Below are 20,343 nucleotides of genomic sequence, written 5' to 3'. Positions count from 1 at the left end.
TCAATAACCGTTTGGGTTTGCAGATTGCCATCGCCAGGTATCTGCCGTCATTTCAGCAATGGAACGTTCCGCTTTCCAACCCAGTTCTCTCAATGCTTTCCCGGTACTTGCCCAGCACTCGGCAATATCTCCCGGACGTCTTGGGCAAATTTCATAAGCCACGGAAGAACCGCATGCATCACTGAAAGCACGAACCATGTCCAGAACACTGGAACCCTGCCCGGTTCCTAAGTTGTAGGTATGTAATCCCGGTTGCTGGCCAACAGCCCGCAGTGCTGCGATATGACCATTGGCCAGATCCATGACATGAACATAGTCCCGAACGCCCGTGCCATCTGCCGTCGGGTAATCATCACCGAAGACAGCAAGCTTCTCCCGACGGCCAACTGCGACCTGAGCGATAAAAGGCATCAGATTATTCGGTATGCCTTGCGGGTCTTCTCCCATTGTTCCGGAAGGATGCGCCCCAACCGGATTAAAATAACGCAACAAAGTAACGCTCCACTCCGGTTCAGCCGTACACAAATCAGACAAACACTGTTCAACAATATATTTGCTACGCCCATAGGGATTCGTTGTTGCACCGGTTGGTGCATCTTCAGTAATCGGAACAACCTGAGGGTTGCCATAAACCGTTGCAGAAGAGCTGAATACCATGCTCTTCACACCAGCCTGCCGCATACTGCGGGCAAGAACCAGTGAGCCGTTGACGTTGTTATCATAATATTCCAGTGGTTTGGCAACCGACTCACCCACCGCTTTCAGGCCGGCAAAATGGATAACAGCCTCAATCTGGTGTTGTGAAAAAACGTGATTTAAGAAAGATTCGTCCCGAATATCACCCTGATGAAACACAGGTCTGACACCCGTCAGAGACTCGATTCTGTTCAGCACTTCTGTCTTTGCATTGCATAAATTATCGATAATGACAGGCGTTATATCTGACTCAATCATCTGAACACAGGTATGACTTCCGATATATCCCAGTCCACCAGTCACAAGAACTTCCATGCTTAACCTCTCTTCTCGCGTCTCAATTTAACCACTGATTACATGGGTGGAAGTCTAGCAGCACCGGCGACCCTGTTTCTGTGACTAATTCCACAGAGTGGAAACGTTTACACAAAATGATGATAAAGAACAGACAAGAGAATAAGACAGTTTTAATCACTATTAATGAGTAGAAATGTCACATTTTTGTAAAACGTTTACAGAAACATAATCTACAACTCAGTATATGGGGTGGTAATAACGCCCCAGAAACAAAAAAATATACGCAAAGACCGGGAGCTTGCAAAAGGGAGTTCAAAGAAAAGGAGGAAGTAACGTCAGTTGAAAAGTTGGCAGGAATAAGAAAAACGCCATCTCTTTGAGATGGCGCAGTCAATTCATCCGGATGAGCAAATTACAGATATTCACACAAATATGCAGTTGCTACCTTCACCTGTACATCAAATGATGCATTGCCGTTAACCGAAAAGCTTTCACCGCTCTTAAATGACAACCACTCCTGATCTTCAGCCCGCTTAATAACAAGCTCGCCTTTAATCACTGTCATTTTCTCCGGCGCAGCAGTCGAAAATGTATATTCCCCCGGAGCCATCACACCAACACTGTTGGCTTCGCCCTGCTGTTCAAAACCAAGTGATTTTACATTCCCGTCAAAATAGGTATTTACCTGAATCATGTTTCTTCCTTGTAGTGTTTTTATTGGTGATATGTTGTAACTCATGCTGTAGCTAAAAACAAGAATTCTTCACTTGAGCAACATAATGAAAACAGAAGGCTATCGGAGAAAACTATCAGAAAATGGTCAAATTTACCCTTTAAATGATTTTTCGGCGTAAATGAACAAAATTCCATCGACTGGTGATAAATTAACCCAAACATAAAAACAATATAATCTATTGAAAAATAACAAAAAATAAAACAAGTTAGTACCAGAACAAAAAATTGGGAACCATCTCTCCATTCTACTTACTCAATCAGTATTCATAGCATGATGCTTTCAACCTTTGATAATGACTCTCATGCAGTGATACAGATAGAGAGACTCCTTACCGGAAGACATATTGATGCAAAACACAAACGGCGAAAACATCAGTAAACCGATGAAAACAGCACCTCCGCGGCAAAACATCCGATGGGACATAAAAGTGCCAGAAAACAGTCTCTGACAACAAATTCGGGACATTGGGTGTATAAAACCAATTTCTCAAACCAAACGTTTTGCAATTAAGTGGCGCCGGCATCTGCCTTTTGTCACTTCCCCATGCCTTCAGGGAGTCTCATCAGAGCTTCTCTGGGGGTCTTTTTCTTTTTAAATCCTCACCTGACGGCCCCGATTTAATACTTTTCTTATCAATACGAATACGCTAGCATAAATTTATTCTGTTCAGATAACGCAGGCCTCCGCCTCACTGTATATGGGTTATCTGAGTGTAATCATTCTCTTCAGCCTCTCCGGACGATGCCAGAGGAATTCAGCCACTGCCCCTTTCCGGAGAATGTCATCCTGAGCAAGGGACTTTCATTGTTGAAGTTCCCCACTGCAATGACACTGTTGCCTTATAAGGAAAATCAGGTGTTTCAAGAAATTCCGTTTCTGGGGCTCTTATTTAGTCCGTTCGTGGTTTATATTCCTGTCGCCCTCGGGATCACTTACCTGTTCCGGGTGGTGCTGTTTCGGACCGGCCTCTATTCCCGGTTATGGAAACCAGCCTGGGTGCTGGTGAGTCTCTTTATCTGTGTATTGTCTCTGTCTGTCAGAATTTATGGAGCATAAGCAATGAAAAAATTTTCAACGATTCTCATTATCCTGATTGCTGCATTCTCCGGTTACTGGCTCTGGAACCACTATATGCTAACGCCCTGGACCAGAGATGCCAGAGTCAATGCCCATATCATCACGATCTCACCGGATGTTTCCGGTTTTGTCACTCAGGTGAAAGTCAGCGACAATCAGGATGTCCGGCAAGGACAAGTTCTGTTTCAGATAGATCCCAAACGCTATGAAATAGCCGTCTCTCAGGCCAATGCCACACTGGAAAACCGGCTGGCGGCATGGGAGTTATCCAAACACAAATATGAACGACGTAAGAACCTGCCCAGCCACGATTCGATCAGTACCGAAGATCTGGAAACTGCCCGAATCAATATGGACATTGCCAAAGCGGATTATCAACTGGCTCAGGCAAAACTGGATGAAGCCCAGCTCAATCTGGCCAGAACTAAAGTGAGTGCACCGTTTGACGGCACGGTCATTAACCTGAGTCTGCGCTCCGGCAACTATGTCAGACAAGGCACTTCCGTACTGGCACTGGTCGAGAAAAACTCCTTTTACGTGACCGGTTATTTTGAGGAAACCAAACTGACACGAATTCAGGTCGGCCAGCCTGCAATCATCCAGTTAATGAACGGCGGACATTCGCTCCACGGACAAGTGATCAGCATCGGACGGGCGATTGCCAACAACAATACCAATACCAACGGACAGCTGTTGCCACAAATTCAGCAAACCTTTAACTGGGTACGTCTCGCCCAACGAATCCCGGTCAATATTCGATTGGACGAAAATACCGATCAACACCAGTTGAGTGCCGGGATGACCGCATCAGTAACCATCCAGGAATCTGCACGGTGAGTGTTCCTCTTCTTGCCCGTACGATCTTCTTCCCGCAGCGGCCTGCGGTCATTTTTGCGACCAAAGGAATCATTGCCATGGCACTTTCACTGTATGTTGCCATGTATTGCCAGTTGGATCGCCCTTACTGGGCATTAGTTTCTGCCGTTTTTCTTCAGCTTCGTCCGGAAAGCGGTCTGGTTATCGAGAAAGGAATCAGCCAGATTACCGGAACACTGGTTGGCGGCGGTGTCGGAATTCTGATCCTCGACTGGCTGATACCTTTTCCTGAGCTGGCGTTACCGGCGCTGGGGTTATGGCTGGCAATTACCGCGTATTTCTCAGCAATGGTCCGCAATCCGAATGCAATCTACGCTTATACCATGGCCGGTGTCACACCGATTCTGATTGTGGTACTGACCATGGCACAACCGGCATCGGTTATTTCAAGTCATACGGTTTTCGATATTGCTCAGGCCCGGATGAGTGAGTTGATTGTCGGTTCACTGTGTGCCACCTTCATTAGTTTGTTTTTCTGGCCGACACATGTCAAAGACAGTCTGCACACCTTCTCCCGAACCGTAATTAATCAGACATTACATTATCTGGTGCTGGAACTGGACGAGAGTAAAACACATCAGGAACGACATCAGTCCCTTGATTCTATTCTGGAAACCCTGACCCAACTCAACGAAAACACTAGTGCCGTTCAGTATGAAGGTCCGCAGGGACCTGGAATTTTCCGGGCTATTTCCCTATTGAATAACAAAATTATGTCATTGCTGGCCGTCATCCAGATATTCGGCCGCCTCAAGCGCTATCATCCAGAGCTCGACAGTCCATTTCTCAATACCGTCGTACAGGATATTCGCCAGTCGGTCTGCCAGATGAGAGAAGAAACTGACCGGCAAGTCTGCTATCAGATCGCCAAAACCCTGCGGCAAAAGCTACTGATACTCAAACAGTCAACCGGTCAGACAACACCTCTGGAATTAAGGCTGGTTAAAACTGCAATGGAAATGACGGCAGACCTAACCGTGGTATTAACCACCTATCAGGCAATTTTTCACCGGGAAGGCACCCGCTTGAATGCGCCGAAATTTCAGCCTCACCACGATCCATGGATTGGTTTTTCGGTTGCTTTAAGAACCGTGAGCGTATTTTCAATCTCTGCTGCCTTATGGATTTTTACCGGCTCGTCAGCCGTCATTATGATGATGATTCTGCCCGTGATTTTTTCCATGATGATGGCGCGCCTGCCGCTGAATATTGTCACCATTGTCCTGAAACGGCTCACCATAAGTGCGCTTGTGGCATTGTGTGTCACAATTTTTTATGCGCTCAACATCCTTGCTCAAAGCTCAGATGATTATATTCTGCTGTTGCTGGTACTCGCCGGCCCCTATTTTCTCGGTTTGCTGGCACTGGCAAACCGCCAGACGCTTCCCTATGGGCTCGGATTCTGTATTCCCTTCACCATTCTGATCCGGCCCGGCCCCGATATGAGCACCTCATTCTCTATCGATTTCACATTAAGCAGCGGACTTGGAATTATTACCGGAACATATCTGTTGTACTGGCTGTTTCAGATTATCACCGGTCCCGGACTGAAACTGATTCAGAAAGGTGTGTTAAAAGCCACGGTCAACGACCTGAAATCATTATCTGCAACCAACCGGGAATACGAGAAAACCCGGTTTAACGCCCGGATGACTGATCGTTTATTACGCTCGGCTGTCGGCGGTTCTGTACCTGAGAGACAAATAATGACCGATATTATTCTGACCGGTCTGAATCTCGGCCACGTCAGTCTGCGTATCGGGCGACTGCTTGGCTCATTCGGCATCGACCGGCAAAATTCCTCGTATCACGACTGGCAAATAGTACTGGCTGAAACCTACGAGCTCGCAGCTCAGGGAAAAATCAGTGAACAGTTTATGTGTAGTTCAGAACAACTGCTGACTGAACTGCAAGCAGCAAAAATCGGAGACGAAAATATTCTGATGATGCAGGGAATGATTCAACGGATAGGATTAACATTCGAAAGAACTGCGGCAGCGGTGAGCCAGTCAACAATGATGGACTGACTCAGATCCGAATACGCTGATAGTGCCTCTTCGAATGACATCACTCATACCATACTATAAAACAGTATATTCACAGCTGTACCACATTCGGGATCTGGATAAATCGATAAACCGTTTCTCGTCAGCAATAATTTCTTCAAGCGCTTGTGCACCTTCAAGTGTGTTTCTGCTATTCAGATGGATTTCAAGACTGGGATACCAAAGCTCCGCAATACCATCAAAGTCAAAATCCGTCATATTTCTCAGTGATGTCATCTGTGACTGAATCTCACGAGATTCGATCGACTGGCTCTGAACATATCTATTGATTCCCAGAACATCCGCATATTTTTTGATCAAGTCTGCATGCTGGTAACACCAGTGATCCAGAAACTCTTCATAACTTAACTCAGGTAATCGCTTCACAATACATATCAACTTCATCATTTTTCTATCCTCCTTATGACTGAGGATCATGTTAAAGTATGACAGTACTGTCAGAGTCAAGAGGCCGGAATGAAAATTAGCGAACTATCTAAACGAACTCAGGTGAGTATCAGGATGATCCGTTATTACGAAGAAAGAGGATTACTGATCCCTACACGGACAGCATCGGGTTATCGCCAATTCACCGCAGAGCATATTGAACAGATCAATAAAATAAAAATACTGAAAGACGTCGGTTTTACCATTGAAGATATCCGCCCGGTCATGCAATGCCAGTTGGAAGCAAAAGACGGGCAGATCTGCGGGCAGTTAAAAGAAAAAATTACCCGGAAAATAGAACAGATTGATCAATCGGTAGCCAACTTAATTCAGGCGAAAGCAACCTTATCCCAATATGTATAAACAATGGATTTCTCTGATTCGATGCTTTACGGGTTATCAAAAGAACAAGTCAAATATGCAACCAAACCAATATTGACATAAACTGTTATGATCAATCCCGTCAGGAGGCAATCATGGAAAGGATGCCGCTCAATAAAGTATTCACACTTATGGAATCAGGTCCGGTGGTCCTGGTCACCACCAACAATGGTGAGAAAAGCAATATCATGACCATCACCTGGACGATGGTTATGGATTTTACCCCGAGATTTGCAATTACGACTGGCCGATGGAACTACTCTTATGCCGCACTTCAGGCATCGGAAGAATGTGTCATTGCCATTCCGGCAGTTGATCTGATTGATCAGGTTATCGGTATCGGAACCTGCTCTGGCGCAGATACCGATAAATTTAAAAAATTTGGCTTAACACCGATTCAGGCAAGTCATGTCAGTGCACCGCTCATTCAGGAATGTCTGGCAAATATTGAATGCCGTGTGATCGACATAATTGAAGATCACAATATCATTGTCCTCGAAGCGATTGACGCATATCTGAATTCATCCCGGGAAGAAAACCGGGCCTTTCATGCAATTGGTGACGGTACTTTTGTCGCCGACGGACAGAAATTCGACCGCCGGGTCATGATGCGTTCCAAACTTCCGGATGGTGTATAACCCATACCGGTTTCAGAACAGAAGATAACTTAAATTGTCGATGACACAAAAATAATGCAGGCCTGCTTACACAAACCTGCATTCATTTCTATCTGATGTCAGAATCAGAATGTCGGACAAGAAGGCGTTCTGCCAACAGCAATATCATGCAACTGATCCACACCGATATTACCCATCCGGTGAATGACTGTCGGTGACAGAATCACACCATCATTATTGTCTGTTTCTTTGACGAGTATATGGAGCAAATAAAAATTGCCGTCATTCTCAACAGATTGATTAATCCAGTATTCCTGACCTTGTTGTACTGGTTCCTTAATAATTGTAAATGTTATATTCTTACTCGTTGCATATCCTGTAGTTACACTGTAAGAACGGTAGCAACGGTTTAAAAGTACTTCTAATGGCTTTTCAATCTCTTGAAGAGAAAGGTCTGATTTTACATCTTCGTATGTATAACCTTCCTCCATAAGATAACTTTTAGCATTTGGTGTAGGGTTCGTGTTGTTAGCACATGCGGTTAACAACATAGCGACAATGCCAATAACAAACGTTTTCATATGTTTTACTCCAGTTATGACAATACTATGACTTTACTTGATGCACACTCATATGTAAACCGTACTGTTCAGTTTTGTTTTATTTTTTTACACAAAATAATGTGATCCAGTAAGCTGATTTCGGGCTCCTAGCCTTCTAATCTTAACAATAGTCCGCCCTATTCCGGTTTGCCACTTATCTCATATATGTTGTAACAGCCAAAAATTCAGCCCGTCAATCATCATATCTGCTGGTTTTTAATACACTTGCGATTTCATCATCAATAACGACCGATTAGATTACAACCATCTGATAATAAAAAGAAACTTACAGATTCATGCTCATGTAAGGTTCGCTTCTTGCTGTCCATTCCGAGTTTTTTTCATAAAAATAACTATTCTTGTGTAAGAAACCTTTGCTTTGCCACGACAAACCATCAACGGATTCACAAGTTGCTTTGCTTTTTATAAAGCAAGTGACGGAAGAGCCCGAATATCTGTCAAACAGGCGAGGTCTTACTTTTGATAACGGAACTTCAACAACTGATCACCGCAGAGCAGACATCTGCCGGACTGATGATTGTCGGTATTATTCTGCTTTCTTATCTGTTGGAAGACGCAGCAATTGTCACGGCTGCCTCTCTGGCGGCACAGGAGCAGCTGTCTATGCTGGCAGCACTAATTGCAATTATGATCGGCATCATCACCGGCGATCTCGGCTTGTATTATCTGGGACGCTATGCCCGGACGTCGCGCTGGCTGCGCTATAAAACACTGCGTCATCGTTCTTTTAAAACGGTTCGCAGCCGTTTGCGCCGGGGCGCATTCTACCAGCTCTTCGTAATCCGTTTCATTCCCGGATTAAGAACGGTTGGCTTCACACTTAGTGGTTTCTTTTCACTGAACTTATCGCTGTTTCTCAGTGCCGTCACCTTTGCCACTGCAATCTGGACCGCCCTTGTTTTCACTGTGGTCTATCTGTTGGGATCGAATGTCTGGTCTCAGGCTGCCCAGTACCAATGGGTTCTGATCCCTGTTGCAACCACAGCACTATTTCTCATCAATCGGTTTGTCCGTCACTCATATACAAGAGGATTGTTATGAATTCAACATTTCACGTTCAGTGTATTCGTGCTGATAAAATCAATGCGGGCATGCCGGCACTGGAGGCTGACACACAACGGGCGGTTTCTCCGTTTGAGTTTCTTCCCGGCTGGTTATTTTATGCACCGGTCGTCGTACAAAGTCTGTTGCTGGGAGTCCGTTATGGTGATCTGCGTCTGCCGTTAGTCGCCAACCCGACTATCGAGCTCAGTGGCATGGTGGGTGAATCCAAACATGATATTTTAAGTCTTGCCGGTCCTCAGGCACAAAAATGGATTGCCCCATTTATTACCCTGACCAGAACAGACGAGCCAGTTGAAGAGCAAACCCGTCAGGCACAACAAACACTAACTCAGGCCGGGCTGCAGTTTCCGCTGGTTGCCAAACCGGATCTCGGCTGCCGGGGAGCCGGTGTCAGGCTAATTAATCATCCACAACAATTACAGGACTACATTGCTCAGTTTCCGCAACAGGCCCGTTTCCTGTTACAACAAAAAGCACCTTATCAGGCAGAAGCCGGTATTTTCTATGTCCGTTATCCCGGAGAAAAACAAGGCAGAATCATTTCCGTCACACTGAAATATACACCCTTCGTCGTTGGCGATGGTATTCATACGCTGCAAGAACTCATTGACATGAATCCGAGGGCTGGTCAACTCAGCCATCTCTATCTGCCCCGCCATCAGCACAGACTGGATTGGGTGGTTCCACAGGGAGAAGAGTTTCAACTGGCATTTGCCGGAAGCCATAGCCGGGGTTCAATATTCCGCGACGGCAACCGCTACATTACCAAGGCACTCACTCAACGGCTGGATGAAATTCTTGCCGATGTTGACGGCTATTACTACGGACGGCTCGATATCAAGTTCCTCGATATCCACCATCTGATGGCCGGAACAGACTTCACTATTCTGGAAATAAACGGAGCCAGCAGCGAAGCGACCCACATCTGGGATCGCAATACATCCCTGTGGGAAATCGTCACAACGCTGCTTCGTCAATACCGCATTCTGTTTGAAATCGGGGCCAGACAAAAACGCCGGGGCTACCGTCCGCCGTCCCTTCGTTCACTAATTCGTGCATGGCGCACAGAACGTCGGCTGACCCGGCATTATCCCACAACAGATTAAACCAATATCAATGGATTGAATGAGGCATTCTTATGTTAACGACTTCTGAAAATTTAGCTCAGACACACTATCCCCCTCAGCCGACTGTGGCAACGCAGGGATGCATCGAAACGCTGGAACAGGGATATCAGTTTTTACAGTCAATTACCGATGAGCAGTATTGCTATGCTGCACCACCGCACATTACCAGTACTGTCGGGCAGCATTTTCGCCATCTGCTCGACGTGTTTCAGGCGATTTACCATGCTGATGGCATCATCGATTACAACCAGCGCCGCCGTGGTGACACTGTTGAAACCTCCCGGCAAAAAGCAATAGCTGAGATTGATGAATTCATTCACTGGCTTAACTGGATAGAACCGGCCAGTCTGACCAAACCGGTCAGAATGCTGACTGAGGTTTCCCTGACTCAAACCGAGGTTTGCGAAATGATGTCAACGCAGGAAAGAGAACTCACTTTTGCTGCGTTACATGCAACTCACCACTTTGCAATGGCGAAAGCAACACTCAGCCTGCATCACGTGGAAACTGATGATGCTTTGGGTTATGCCCCAACTACAGCATCTTACCTGAGGGGGAAATAAGCTATGTGCTCAGTATCATGGTTTCTCACCCCGGACGGTTATCAGCTCTTCTTCAACCGGGACGAGCAGAAAAGCCGCGCACTGGCGCATTCGCCCCGGCAGTTTGAGATTGATGGTGTCTCTGTTCTGATGCCCATCGATCCGGTCGGACAAGGCAGTTGGATCAGCCTCAACGAATACGGCGTCTCGCTCTGCTTACTTAACAACTATCAGGGCAAAGAGCCTTCCGGACCACTTACCAGCCGTGGACAACTGGTCAGAATGCTCTCCGGGGCAGTCTCAGCAAAACAGGTGACCGAGTGGTTTCAGCAGATACTTCCACAGCAGTTTGCCCCGTTTACGCTACTGGCTTTTGACACACAAGTCTGCAGCGGCGGCAAAGACGTCACCGCTTGTGAGTGGGACGGAGAAAAAGTACGGATCTATCCGACCCGCTGCCCGCTGTTTTCGTCCGGGATTGATCTGAAAGGCGTACAGGCTTATCGCCATTCAGCCTATCACCAGCACCTCGAATTCACGCCAACTTTTCAAAACGCGCTGGATTTCCACCGCAACCATGCACCGGATTCTGGCCACCTTTCGGTCTGCATGCACCGGGAAGACGCTCATACCGTCAGTTTCACCCATATCAGTGTATCCAACACACACAAAGAGATGGTGTATATCCCCGGTTCACCCTGCTGTGAGCTATCAGAGCAATCTTTAACGACACACCGTTATTCTTTAAATATTGACGACCACAGGAGGTCAGCATGAAAGCCTATATTATCGGACTATTGATTCTGTTCAGCCCTTTCGCGATGGCCGAAGATCCTATCTACACCGGTTTCTTCAGTAATAAAGCTGTCAGTGGTTATGACACCGTTGCTTATTTTACCGATCATCAGCCGGTCAAAGGCAAATCTCAGTTTAAAACCAGCTACATGGGAGCCGACTGGTATTTCGCATCTGCCGAACATTTAAATATGTTCACCTCCAACCCGGAAAAATATGCCCCTCAATACGGTGGTTACTGTGCCTGGGCCGTCGCCGCAGTCAATGACTTTGCCCCCGGAGACCCTGAATTATGGGCGGTTGTGAATGACAAACTGTATCTCAATTACAACAAAGAAGTGAAAAGACGCTGGGACAATGATCGTGAAAATCTGATCAAAGAGGGTGACAAAAACTGGCCTGCCCTGCTGAGCCAAAAATGATGAATCAACCTGATCAAAATAAGGAGTACCCTGTGAAATTCCAAATCAGCAAATATCTTCCGGCAGCCTTTATTGCATTTGTGTTCATTCAATCGCTGTTCTATAAGTTCAGCGACGCCCCGGAAACAATCTACATCTTCAGTACGCTGGGGGAATGGTCAGGGCTGGACTTCTTCGGTGCCTATGGTGCATATATCATCGGTACGGCAGAACTGATTGCCAGCATTCTGCTATTCAGTCGTTGGCATGGACTCGGCGCACTTCTAGCAACCGGCCTGATGAGCGGCGCGGTTTTCTTCCATCTGTTTACACCTCTGGGTATCAGAATGCCCGCTTATGATGCCGCAGGCCGGGTAATCGGTGATGACGGTGGTCTTTTGTTTGGCATGGCCTGCCTCATTTTGTTGTGCGCGATCTATCTAACGCTCAAAGATCTTCAGTCCGAGCAAGGGATTCTGCATCGTCTTGTAAAAAGGAGTCACTCATGACCACCAGCCCGTTTCGTCTTCACCGTTATACCCCGTTCGGACTCGGAGAGTCACTACTGGAATGGGTCACCGGACTCGGTAAGCTCGATACGCTGTATCAGAAAAGGCCGCAGCAACTTTCCAGCTTCGAGTTCATGCGCTACACCCTGTCAGTGTTAAATATCGATTACCGGCTGAGTTCTGGTTCTGTCGAAACAATTCCCCGGACTGGTCCGCTGGTGATTGTCGCCAATCATCCGCTGGGTGCAATTGAAGGTGTGATTCTGGCGGATCTGATTGGTTCGATCCGCCCGGACGTTAAAGTACTGGCGAACCATCTGCTCAAACGTCTGCCAGAACTGGATGAATTATTTATCGGTGTAGATGTATTCGAAGGACAATCATCCCAACAGATGAACCGGGCGGCAATCCGCGATGCTCACCGCCACCTTGCTGATGGAGGAACACTGATTATCTTCCCGGCCGGGGAAGTCTCAACCTATCCCAAAGGCTCAACAGAGCTGGCCGATATTGAATGGAGCCGCTCGGTAGCAAAGTTCATCCGCCGCAGTCAGGCAGCAACGGTTCCGATTTTTATCAACGGCCGCAACAGTCAGCTATTTTACCGGGCGGGGAAAATACATCCGTTGCTACGCACAGCATTACTGGCGCGGGAAATGCTGCATAAAAATGCGACCCGGATCGATATTTCTGTCGGGCAAACTATCAGCTACAGTGAAATCGCAAATATTGAAGACGACCGGGATCTGGTCAATTACCTGCGGCTCAACACCTATCTGATGCGTCCGGCACCTACCACAGAACAAAACCAGACTTCTCACGACTTCAGTGCACCAATCATTGACCCGGTTTCACCGGACCTTATTGAGCAGGAGCTGCAAAACCTGCCTGAATCAATGCATCTGTTGGATCAGGGAGAGTATGCCGTCTACTGCGCTCCCAGCCAGTTGATTCCCTATACGATCAGGGAAATCGGCCGGGTTCGGGAAGAAACTTTCCGGGCCGTCGGCGAAGGAAGCGGACTCGCCTGTGATCTGGATGAGTATGATCTCTACTATCACCAACTGTTTGTCTGGCACAAAACCGATCGTTGTCTGGTCGGAGCCTACCGGCTCGGGATGGTTGATCAGTTGATCCGGCAGTACGGTCTGGATGGACTCTACTCACGCAGCCTGTTCAACTATGATCAAGCCTTCCTTGATACACTTGACTGTAGCCTTGAACTTGGTCGTTCAGTGGTTGCAATGCGCTACCAGAAAAAGCTCAACTCACTCTTACTACTATGGCAGGGAATCGCAGCCTTTGTCGTCCGTCATCCCCGCTATACTCATCTGTTTGGCCCGGTCAGTATCAGCAATGAATACAGTGCCGTTGCCAGACAACTGATGGCCGCAACCCTGTCGATTCATCATTATGACCGGGAAAAAGCCACACTGGTCGCGCCACGGACACCACTGCGCAATAGCGGAAAAATCTTCTGGCAGCCTCATCTGCTGTCGTCACTTGCCAACGTCGCGCTGCTGTCCAAAGTACTTACCCGAATGGAACAAGGCAAAGGTTTACCGGTTTTGTTACGACAGTATCTGAAAATGAATGGCAAACTGGTCTGTTTTAATGTCGACCACGCTTTTCAGGACACACTGGACGGCCTGATTGTCGTTAACCTGAAGAATGTCCCGCTGGGAACGCTGGCAAAATATATGGGGAGGTCGGAAGCTGTGCACTATCTCTCTGGAGAAAAACCATCATCGCAAGACTCAGGCCGGAATATGACTCAGAAGGAGCCTCAGGTATGAAGCTCTTGTCCATAGAACCCTTATCCATCAGATTATGGTTCACGGCATTGTTGTTCATCGGACTCGCCGGTTGTTCTATGCCAAAGGAGATTGAACAGAACAAGCAGACAACCCGGCAAGTGCTCGATACCCCGAATCTGATCAAAACGCATATCGTGTCTGCCGGGCAGGGAAACGAGAGCTACCAGCTCCGTTATGTCAGTAGTGACGACAGCGCGAAGAGTCGTCCGACAGTCGTGTTTGTTCACGGCACACCCGGCGGCTGGAACAGCTTCGCCCGTTATTTTCTGGATGATGATCTGCGTCGGCAATTCCGGCTGGTTTCACTGGATCGGCCCGGTTGGGGACAGTCCGGTTATCCCGGTACAGAATTTCCAACCAATTTAGAACAGCAGGCCAGTTTGATTGGCCCGGCGCTGCAACAGATCTGGCAGCAGAATAACCACCAGAAATTCATTCTGGTCGGTCACTCTCTGGGAGGATCTCTTGCCCCGATTCTGGCTTCATTTTACCCGGAATATGTTCGTGGAGTGGTCATTCTGGCCGGAGACATCAGCCCGAAACTGGCAGAGTACCGCTGGTATAACAGTCTGCTCAGTTGGCTGCCGCATGCCTGGGTGCCGGATCACTGGTATTACTCAAATATGGAGGTGTTACAGCTTTCCACCAGTCTGGCTCAGGTCCAGAGCCGGCTTGCCCGACTGTCCGTCCCCATTACCATATTACAGGGAACCAAAGATGAACTGGTGATCCCGGAAAATGCTAACTACGCCAAATCCCTGTTTAAACAGAGTCAGTTGGAAATCGAGTGGATTCCGGAAGCCGGTCATCTGATCCATCTGCAACACCCGGATCTGGTAGATGCAGCAATCCGTGAAATGGCAGGCAGGAGTTAAACAGCACATACACGAAAAGTACGGATGGAAAGACAATCATTACTTATCCATCCGTTACCCTACAAGTCAGACCAAAATATGATGAATACCATTCAATGCCAGTTGAGACTGAACTTCATCATCCAATTGCCGGTCAGAGATGATCATGTCTATTTCATGCAGATCACACACTTTAAACAGGGAGTATTTCCCGTATTTGCTACTGTCGGCGATCATGATTTTCTTATCGGCATTGGCCATCAGATCCCGTTTGAGGATGGTCTTCTCTTCCGTTGGCGTGGTGATGCCCCGCTCAACACTCCACGAATTACAGGTGACAAACGCAATATCCGGGTTAATCGAACGCAGCAGAGAACGGCAATGCTCACCAACCGTTGACTGACTACTGTCATCAACCCGGCCTCCGGCAACAATCACTTCAATTTGTTTGTACTGGGAAAGGAATAGTGCAATGTGCAGGTCGACGGTAATCACCCGCAGCGGAATATCGATAAAGTGTCTGGCAAGTGCCATTGATGTCGTTCCGGCATCAAGCACGACAGAATCTCCCGGACTGACCAAAGCTGCTGCCGCTTCGGCGATCAGGTTCTTTTCGCGGGGATTCTGCATGATTTTTTCATTGGTGGTCGGCTGCGACGCCACAAAACGGTTGAGAGAGACGCCGCCATGTGTTCGGGTGATCACCCCTTGTTCATCCAGTTTGACCAGATCACGACGTATTGTCGCCGGTGATACTTTGACAACTTTAACCAAATCCTCAACTGTCGCCAGATTATGGACAGTTAAGTATTCAACTATTTTTTCAACCCGATACTGATTCTTCATATATTGCTTAATTTCACTGCTAGTTCGACCGAAGTGATCATACTTTCCGGATTTGCTTTTCCGGTCCATGCGATATCAAATGCGGTCCCGTGGTCGGCGGATGTTCTGAAGAATGGTAATCCAGCTGTAATATTAACGCCATCATAAAACCCCATCAGTTTCAATGGAATGTGGCCCTGGTCATGATACATTGCCACAACGATGTCGTATTGACCTTGTTTGGTCTGTAAAAACACCGTATCCGGCGGGCATGGGCCGGAAACATCCAGACCTTTTTCCTGCATTGCCTGAATCACCGGATTCAGGATCGTATTTTCTTCCTCACCGAAGAGACCGTTCTCTCCGGCATGAGGATTCACACCAGCAACCGCAATCCGCGGATGTTCAAATCCCGCCTTTTTCATGAATGAATCGGCAATGCCGATAACGGTAGCAACCCGTTCCTGACTGAGATTTTTCAGGAAATTCAGCAGAGAAATATGGGTCGAAACATGAATCACCTTCAACGTATCCGTATACAGAACCATAGCAAAGTCTTTGGTCCCGGTTAAATGGGCCAGCAATTCTGTATGGCCGGGATAATGGTGTCCGGCCAAATGTAATGCTTCCTTGTTCAGCGGCGCTGTCGCAACGGCAGAGATTTCATCATTCATTGCCAGCTCCGTTGCTTTTTTAATACAACGGTAGGCAAGATCACCGGCCTGAGCCTGTACTTCTCCAAAACGAAATGCAGCCGGATCAGTCAGTGGAATATCGATGACATTCACAACATCCGGAGCAAAAACCGCATCTTCAACCTGCTCTATCGTATGAATATCAAGTGCAGGGCTGAGCCCTTTATCCTGCACTAAATGCAGGATCTCCGCACTGCCAATCACAATACATTTGCGGCCGGACAACAACGGGGTTGCCAGTGCCTTCATAATAATTTCCGGGCCAATCCCGGCTGGGTCGCCCATGGTAATACCGATGATACCGTTCATGATTTATCCTCTTGTTGCAAAAACTGTACTTGTTCCCCAAGCTGCATGTGTTCCGAAAACCGATAATGTTCTAAAAATTCAATCAGTTGTGTAAAGCTGGTGGGGTCACCGAATCCTCCGGCTTTGGTAAAAACCGGAATGGTCAATTCAGCCAAAGATGACCGGTTGCCATAAGACAACGTGCCGCAGGGCAGACATCCTGCGATCATCCCCTGGAGTTCGAACTGATCACCCTCCAGTTCACGGCAGACTGCCAGCGCAATATCACCGCCACACAGTAATAAAGATCCCGGCAAATGCTGATGAGCCGGTTGCATCACTGACCGGACAACCTGTGCCAAAAACTGCTTGAGCCGGTTTCCCAGCTCCGGACGGGAAAGATTGAATGCATCGCAAATCTCTTGGATTTCATGCCGTTGGGCGGCATTCTGACAGGTACAAATCAAACAGTGATGATGATTTTTCAGACTCGCGGTGATATCCCGTACCAATGAGTGCTGATATTTCTCTCTTTCTGGGCTGAGAACATCAGCCACACTGACATCAAGCATGGTGACGTTTTGGTGAGATTCCAGCGCTTCTACCTGTTCAAGCGTGACCTGACTCATCGAACCGATGACTCCCAGCAGAGGCATCGCATTGGGTATACAGAGTGCCTGATGAGATGCAGCCCTCGGTTTTACCGCCGCAGCCATTTCTCCGGTCGTCACCAGCAGTGTGTGGCAACTCAACTGAGTCGCAGCCTGATAAATTGCCCGTAAGTCAGATGCGGTTTCTGCATCGCAGACAATTACCTGAGCACCGGATCGATGAAGCGACTCCAGACGCTCAGCCAATGATGCGGTTCGGACTTCGTCGATAAACAATTCATCCACAGTCAGAGCTGTCTGTGTTTCCAGTAACACTTTGATCCGGGCTGAACGAACCGGCGATTTCGGGTCAGAGGCATATTCGGTTTCGGTGAGCAGCTGATCATGGACATAACAGTATCCTTGTGTGGTCCGGCGCCCTGCTTCCGGTGCACCGATCGCAACAATGGCAAGCGGGAAATGCATATCAACAAAAGACGCAATCTCAGCGCCGATATTTCCCCGCAATGTCGAATCAACTTTCTTAAGCAAAACCTGTTGCTGCACCATTTCCGGATATAGTCGGATCAGTTGCTGTAATTTTCCCTTCGCAACCGCAGCTTCATCATCCCGACTATCGGAACACAATACATAAGCCGTATCAGAGCGAAGTGCTGTCCGGGACGACGGATTCAGAATCACGGACACCCGTGAACCGGAATCCACTAATCCCACTCCGATATCATTTGCCCCGGTAAAGTCATCAGACACGATGATCTGTGGCAGGTCTGTGAAGCTTTGATTCGACATGTCTGCTTTTATTCCTCTATCGTTTTTATTCATATTAATCAAAAAACGTCTTATCAGAAAGACATTTTTGATTAATTTTAATCATTTTGATTATTTGAGATCGAGATCAAGCAAAAAAATGAATAAACGGGGTATCGTGATGACTAAAACTAAGCAAATGATTAAATGGAATCAAAATTGAAAGGATGAATCCTATGAACATTTTCACGACAGTGCTGAGCGGTGATATCGATCAAATCTCAGACATCACGCTTTCGCATCAGGACATCCTGCTGGCGACCGATCCGAACGTCAGAGGACTGCCTCAGGTCGAACAATTGATTGCCCGGCTCCGTGAAAGCTGTGACCATTTGACCGTGATTGATGATTTACCGGCAGAACCAAGAGAAGAAGATGTTTTGCGCTTAATTCAGCAACTCCCTGCAACCATCAATTTTGTGATTGGTGTCGGTGGCGGGAGTGTACTGGATGTCAGTAAACTAATTGCTGTATTCGGCAAAGCTGAACATTCAGCACGGGTTGAACGGTTCAAACAGTTACTGACCGGAGAAAAGCCGACAGAACGGGCGGAACTGTTACTGATTCCGACTACTGCCGGTACAGGTGCAGAAGCAACACCTAATGCAATTGTCGCCATCCCGGAGCGAGCCACCAAAGTCGGTATTATTTCTCCGGTATTATTACCGGATTATGTGTTACTGGCACCGGAACTGACCACGTCAATGCCGGCCCACATTACCGCATCCACCTCAGTTGATGCATTGTGTCATCTCATCGAATGTTTTACGGCCAGTGTATCCAACCCTATCGGTGATAATTACGCGCTGATTGGTATGCAGAAATTCTTTGCCAATATCGAAAAAGTCATCACATCACCGGACAATCTGCTGGTTCGTCTGAATCTGTTATGGGCTTCCTATTTCGGCGGCGCTTCGATTTCTCATTCAGGAACGCATCTGGTTCATGCCCTTTCCTATCCGTTAGGAGGGAAATTCAGGATTCCACACGGACTGGCGAATTCTCTGCTGCTGGTGCCGTGTATGAAATTCATCTGCAAGCCCTGTCAGGAAAAAATGGCTCAGGTTTATGACCTGCTGCCGGATGCCGATCCAAGTCTGGCTGAAGAGAAAAAAGCCCAGGCAGTGATCGATTATCTGGAGAGTCTGGTCGCTCAGCTGGGACTTCCGACCCGTTTAAATGACATTGGTATCGAAGCGTCACAACTTCCGGAGCTGGCACGTAGTGCGATGGAAGTCAAACGTCTGATCGCCAACTCTCCGGTGCCCGTTACCGAGCAGGAAGTTCTGAGTATCTACAACAGTATTTGTGAATAAGGAAAAATATGAGCGAAGCATTGAAAGGACCCTATGTCGCGATTGTCACCCCCTTTGATCAACAAGACTCACTCAATGAAACAGAATTGAGAAATCAGGTTGAGCGGCAAATTCGATTTGGTAACAACATTTTCTGTAACGGGACAAACGGTGAGTTTTTTGTCCTCAGTGATGTTGAGAAAAGACGTGTGACTGAGATTTGTCTGGAACAGGCAGATGGACGTGTTCAGGTTGTCAGTCATATCGGTGAACTGACCCTTCAGCGTACTCTTGCCCACGGGCGGGATATTCAGTCTTCCGGAGTACAAGCCGTTTCCGTCATTACTCCCTGGTTTTGTGCTTTACGTGATCAGGAACTGATCGACTATTTCACTGAAATCGCCGATAGCCTGGAAATACCAGTCTATCTCTACAATATTCCAGCCCGGACCGGCAATACGATTTCACCTGCTGTTGCCGATCAACTGGCCGCCCATCCGAATATTTACGGGATTAAAGACAGTGCCGGAAGCTATGAAAGCCTGTCCGGATTTCTGGAAGTCTCCCGGAAACATCACCAGTTTGATGTCATGACCGGGCCGGACTCACTCATACTCACCGGTTACCAGAATGGAGCTGTCGGTTGTGTCTCCGGCATCGCCAACATTGTTCCGGAACTGGTCAGTCAGATTTACCAGGGCTGGAAAAGCCATGATCTCGAATCAGCAAACAACGCACAGGAGGTGATCAATTACCTACGAAGCCACTTATATCCAATTGCATTTGCACCGGCTGTCGTCAAGCAAACCTTAAATCTACTGGGTGAAAATGTCGGCGACAGCCGTTACCCGGTGCACTTCAGCCAAACGGACATTGAACAGATTCAGAATATTATTAAACAACGAATCTCATGACCA

The 20,343-nt window shown here is 47.5% G+C and carries 22 protein-coding genes; 15 read left to right on the top strand and 7 right to left on the bottom strand.

Annotation, left to right across the window (positions count from 1 at the left end):
- Positions 1-1,011: a UDP-glucose 4-epimerase GalE gene (gene galE / locus OCU74_RS17540; protein ID WP_087481071.1), complete on the bottom strand. Its 1,011-nt coding sequence runs from the start codon at positions 1,009-1,011 to the stop codon at positions 1-3.
- A gap of 394 nt (positions 1,012-1,405) precedes the next feature.
- Positions 1,406-1,687, bottom strand: a complete 282-nt coding sequence (ppnP, locus tag OCU74_RS17535) for a pyrimidine/purine nucleoside phosphorylase (protein WP_087481072.1) — start codon at positions 1,685-1,687, stop codon at positions 1,406-1,408.
- Positions 1,688-2,584: 897 nt separating this feature from the next.
- Here ppnP and OCU74_RS17530 point away from each other — a divergent pair.
- Genes OCU74_RS17530 through OCU74_RS17520 form a run of 3 tightly spaced genes read left to right on the top strand, consistent with a single transcriptional unit; the run spans position 2,585 to position 5,709 of the window.
- Complete coding sequence (locus OCU74_RS17530) at positions 2,585-2,785, top strand: DUF1656 domain-containing protein (RefSeq protein ID WP_087481191.1); 201 nt, start codon at positions 2,585-2,587, stop codon at positions 2,783-2,785.
- 3 nt (positions 2,786-2,788) lie between these two features.
- Positions 2,789-3,643, top strand: a complete 855-nt coding sequence (locus OCU74_RS17525; RefSeq protein WP_087481073.1) for an efflux RND transporter periplasmic adaptor subunit — start codon at positions 2,789-2,791, stop codon at positions 3,641-3,643.
- Positions 3,640-5,709 carry an FUSC family protein gene (locus OCU74_RS17520; protein WP_234993580.1) on the top strand — a complete coding sequence of 690 codons (2,070 nt, stop codon included), beginning with the start codon at positions 3,640-3,642 and terminating at the stop codon, positions 5,707-5,709. Before OCU74_RS17525 ends, OCU74_RS17520 begins: the two co-directional genes overlap by 4 nt.
- A 54-nt stretch (positions 5,710-5,763) precedes the next feature.
- Here the strand turns inward: OCU74_RS17520 and OCU74_RS17515 are convergent, their stop codons facing one another.
- Positions 5,764-6,135 (bottom strand): EthD domain-containing protein, encoded by a 372-nt coding sequence (locus OCU74_RS17515; RefSeq protein ID WP_087481074.1) that lies wholly within the window; start codon positions 6,133-6,135, stop codon positions 5,764-5,766.
- 69 nt (positions 6,136-6,204) lie between these two features.
- Between OCU74_RS17515 and OCU74_RS17510 the strand changes: the two genes are divergently transcribed.
- Together OCU74_RS17510 and OCU74_RS17505 are read left to right on the top strand one after the other, a co-directional pair.
- On the top strand, positions 6,205-6,537 hold the full coding sequence (locus OCU74_RS17510) for a MerR family transcriptional regulator (protein ID WP_087481075.1): 333 nt from the start codon (positions 6,205-6,207) through the stop codon (positions 6,535-6,537).
- A 113-nt stretch (positions 6,538-6,650) separates the two neighbouring features.
- Positions 6,651-7,193, top strand: a complete 543-nt coding sequence (locus tag OCU74_RS17505; RefSeq protein ID WP_087481076.1) for a flavin reductase family protein — start codon at positions 6,651-6,653, stop codon at positions 7,191-7,193.
- A gap of 104 nt (positions 7,194-7,297) precedes the next feature.
- On the opposite strand, the gene OCU74_RS17500 is transcribed toward OCU74_RS17505, so the two are convergent.
- On the bottom strand, positions 7,298-7,753 hold the full coding sequence (locus OCU74_RS17500) for a hypothetical protein (protein WP_087481077.1): 456 nt from the start codon (positions 7,751-7,753) through the stop codon (positions 7,298-7,300).
- Positions 7,754-8,308: 555 nt separating this feature from the next.
- Here OCU74_RS17500 and OCU74_RS17495 point away from each other — a divergent pair.
- The 8 genes from OCU74_RS17495 to OCU74_RS17460 are packed head-to-tail and all read left to right on the top strand — an operon-like array spanning position 8,309 to position 14,926.
- Positions 8,309-8,836 (top strand): DedA family protein, encoded by a 528-nt coding sequence (locus OCU74_RS17495; RefSeq protein ID WP_087481193.1) that lies wholly within the window; start codon positions 8,309-8,311, stop codon positions 8,834-8,836.
- On the top strand, positions 8,833-9,966 hold the full coding sequence (locus tag OCU74_RS17490; RefSeq protein WP_087481078.1) for an ATP-grasp domain-containing protein: 1,134 nt from the start codon (positions 8,833-8,835) through the stop codon (positions 9,964-9,966). The genes OCU74_RS17495 and OCU74_RS17490 overlap by 4 nt, the downstream gene beginning before the upstream one ends.
- 26 nt (positions 9,967-9,992) lie before the next feature.
- Positions 9,993-10,550: a hypothetical protein gene (locus tag OCU74_RS17485; protein WP_087481079.1), complete on the top strand. Its 558-nt coding sequence runs from the start codon at positions 9,993-9,995 to the stop codon at positions 10,548-10,550.
- Positions 10,551-10,553: 3 nt separating this feature from the next.
- Complete coding sequence (locus OCU74_RS17480) at positions 10,554-11,306, top strand: NRDE family protein (protein ID WP_087481080.1); 753 nt, start codon at positions 10,554-10,556, stop codon at positions 11,304-11,306.
- A complete protein-coding gene (locus tag OCU74_RS17475; protein ID WP_087481081.1) occupies positions 11,303-11,746 on the top strand; it encodes a YHS domain-containing (seleno)protein in 444 nt (147 codons plus the stop codon). Before OCU74_RS17480 ends, OCU74_RS17475 begins: the two co-directional genes overlap by 4 nt.
- A 32-nt stretch (positions 11,747-11,778) precedes the next feature.
- Positions 11,779-12,234: a hypothetical protein gene (locus OCU74_RS17470; RefSeq protein WP_087481194.1), complete on the top strand. Its 456-nt coding sequence runs from the start codon at positions 11,779-11,781 to the stop codon at positions 12,232-12,234.
- Positions 12,231-14,030, top strand: a complete 1,800-nt coding sequence (locus OCU74_RS17465; RefSeq protein WP_087481082.1) for a lysophospholipid acyltransferase family protein — start codon at positions 12,231-12,233, stop codon at positions 14,028-14,030. The genes OCU74_RS17470 and OCU74_RS17465 overlap by 4 nt, the downstream gene beginning before the upstream one ends.
- Entirely contained in the window at positions 14,027-14,926 is a 900-nt protein-coding gene (locus OCU74_RS17460; protein ID WP_087481083.1) for an alpha/beta fold hydrolase, read from the top strand. The genes OCU74_RS17465 and OCU74_RS17460 overlap by 4 nt, the downstream gene beginning before the upstream one ends.
- Positions 14,927-14,992: 66 nt before the next feature.
- Here the strand turns inward: OCU74_RS17460 and OCU74_RS17455 are convergent, their stop codons facing one another.
- From OCU74_RS17455 to OCU74_RS17445, 3 genes are read right to left on the bottom strand one after another with little or no spacing between them, the layout of a single operon-like run.
- Positions 14,993-15,751 carry a DeoR/GlpR family DNA-binding transcription regulator gene (locus OCU74_RS17455; RefSeq protein WP_087481084.1) on the bottom strand — a complete coding sequence of 253 codons (759 nt, stop codon included), beginning with the start codon at positions 15,749-15,751 and terminating at the stop codon, positions 14,993-14,995.
- Positions 15,748-16,734: a 4-hydroxythreonine-4-phosphate dehydrogenase PdxA gene (gene pdxA / locus OCU74_RS17450; RefSeq protein WP_087481085.1), complete on the bottom strand. Its 987-nt coding sequence runs from the start codon at positions 16,732-16,734 to the stop codon at positions 15,748-15,750. Before pdxA ends, OCU74_RS17455 begins: the two co-directional genes overlap by 4 nt.
- Positions 16,731-18,113: a four-carbon acid sugar kinase family protein gene (locus OCU74_RS17445; RefSeq protein WP_159457419.1), complete on the bottom strand. Its 1,383-nt coding sequence runs from the start codon at positions 18,111-18,113 to the stop codon at positions 16,731-16,733. Before OCU74_RS17445 ends, pdxA begins: the two co-directional genes overlap by 4 nt.
- Positions 18,114-18,307: 194 nt before the next feature.
- Between OCU74_RS17445 and OCU74_RS17440 the strand changes: the two genes are divergently transcribed.
- Entirely contained in the window at positions 18,308-19,447 is a 1,140-nt protein-coding gene (locus OCU74_RS17440; protein ID WP_087481087.1) for an iron-containing alcohol dehydrogenase, read from the top strand.
- A gap of 8 nt (positions 19,448-19,455) precedes the next feature.
- Entirely contained in the window at positions 19,456-20,340 is an 885-nt protein-coding gene (locus OCU74_RS17435; RefSeq protein WP_087481088.1) for a dihydrodipicolinate synthase family protein, read from the top strand.
- Positions 20,341-20,343 lie beyond the last annotated feature (3 nt).

The sequence above is a fragment of the Vibrio mangrovi genome, from assembly GCF_024346955.1.
In the GTDB taxonomy this organism is placed as follows: Bacteria; Pseudomonadota; Gammaproteobacteria; order Enterobacterales; family Vibrionaceae; genus Vibrio; species Vibrio mangrovi.
Note: the sequence above shows the minus strand (reverse complement) of the source record. Positions and strands in the feature narration are given on the sequence as shown.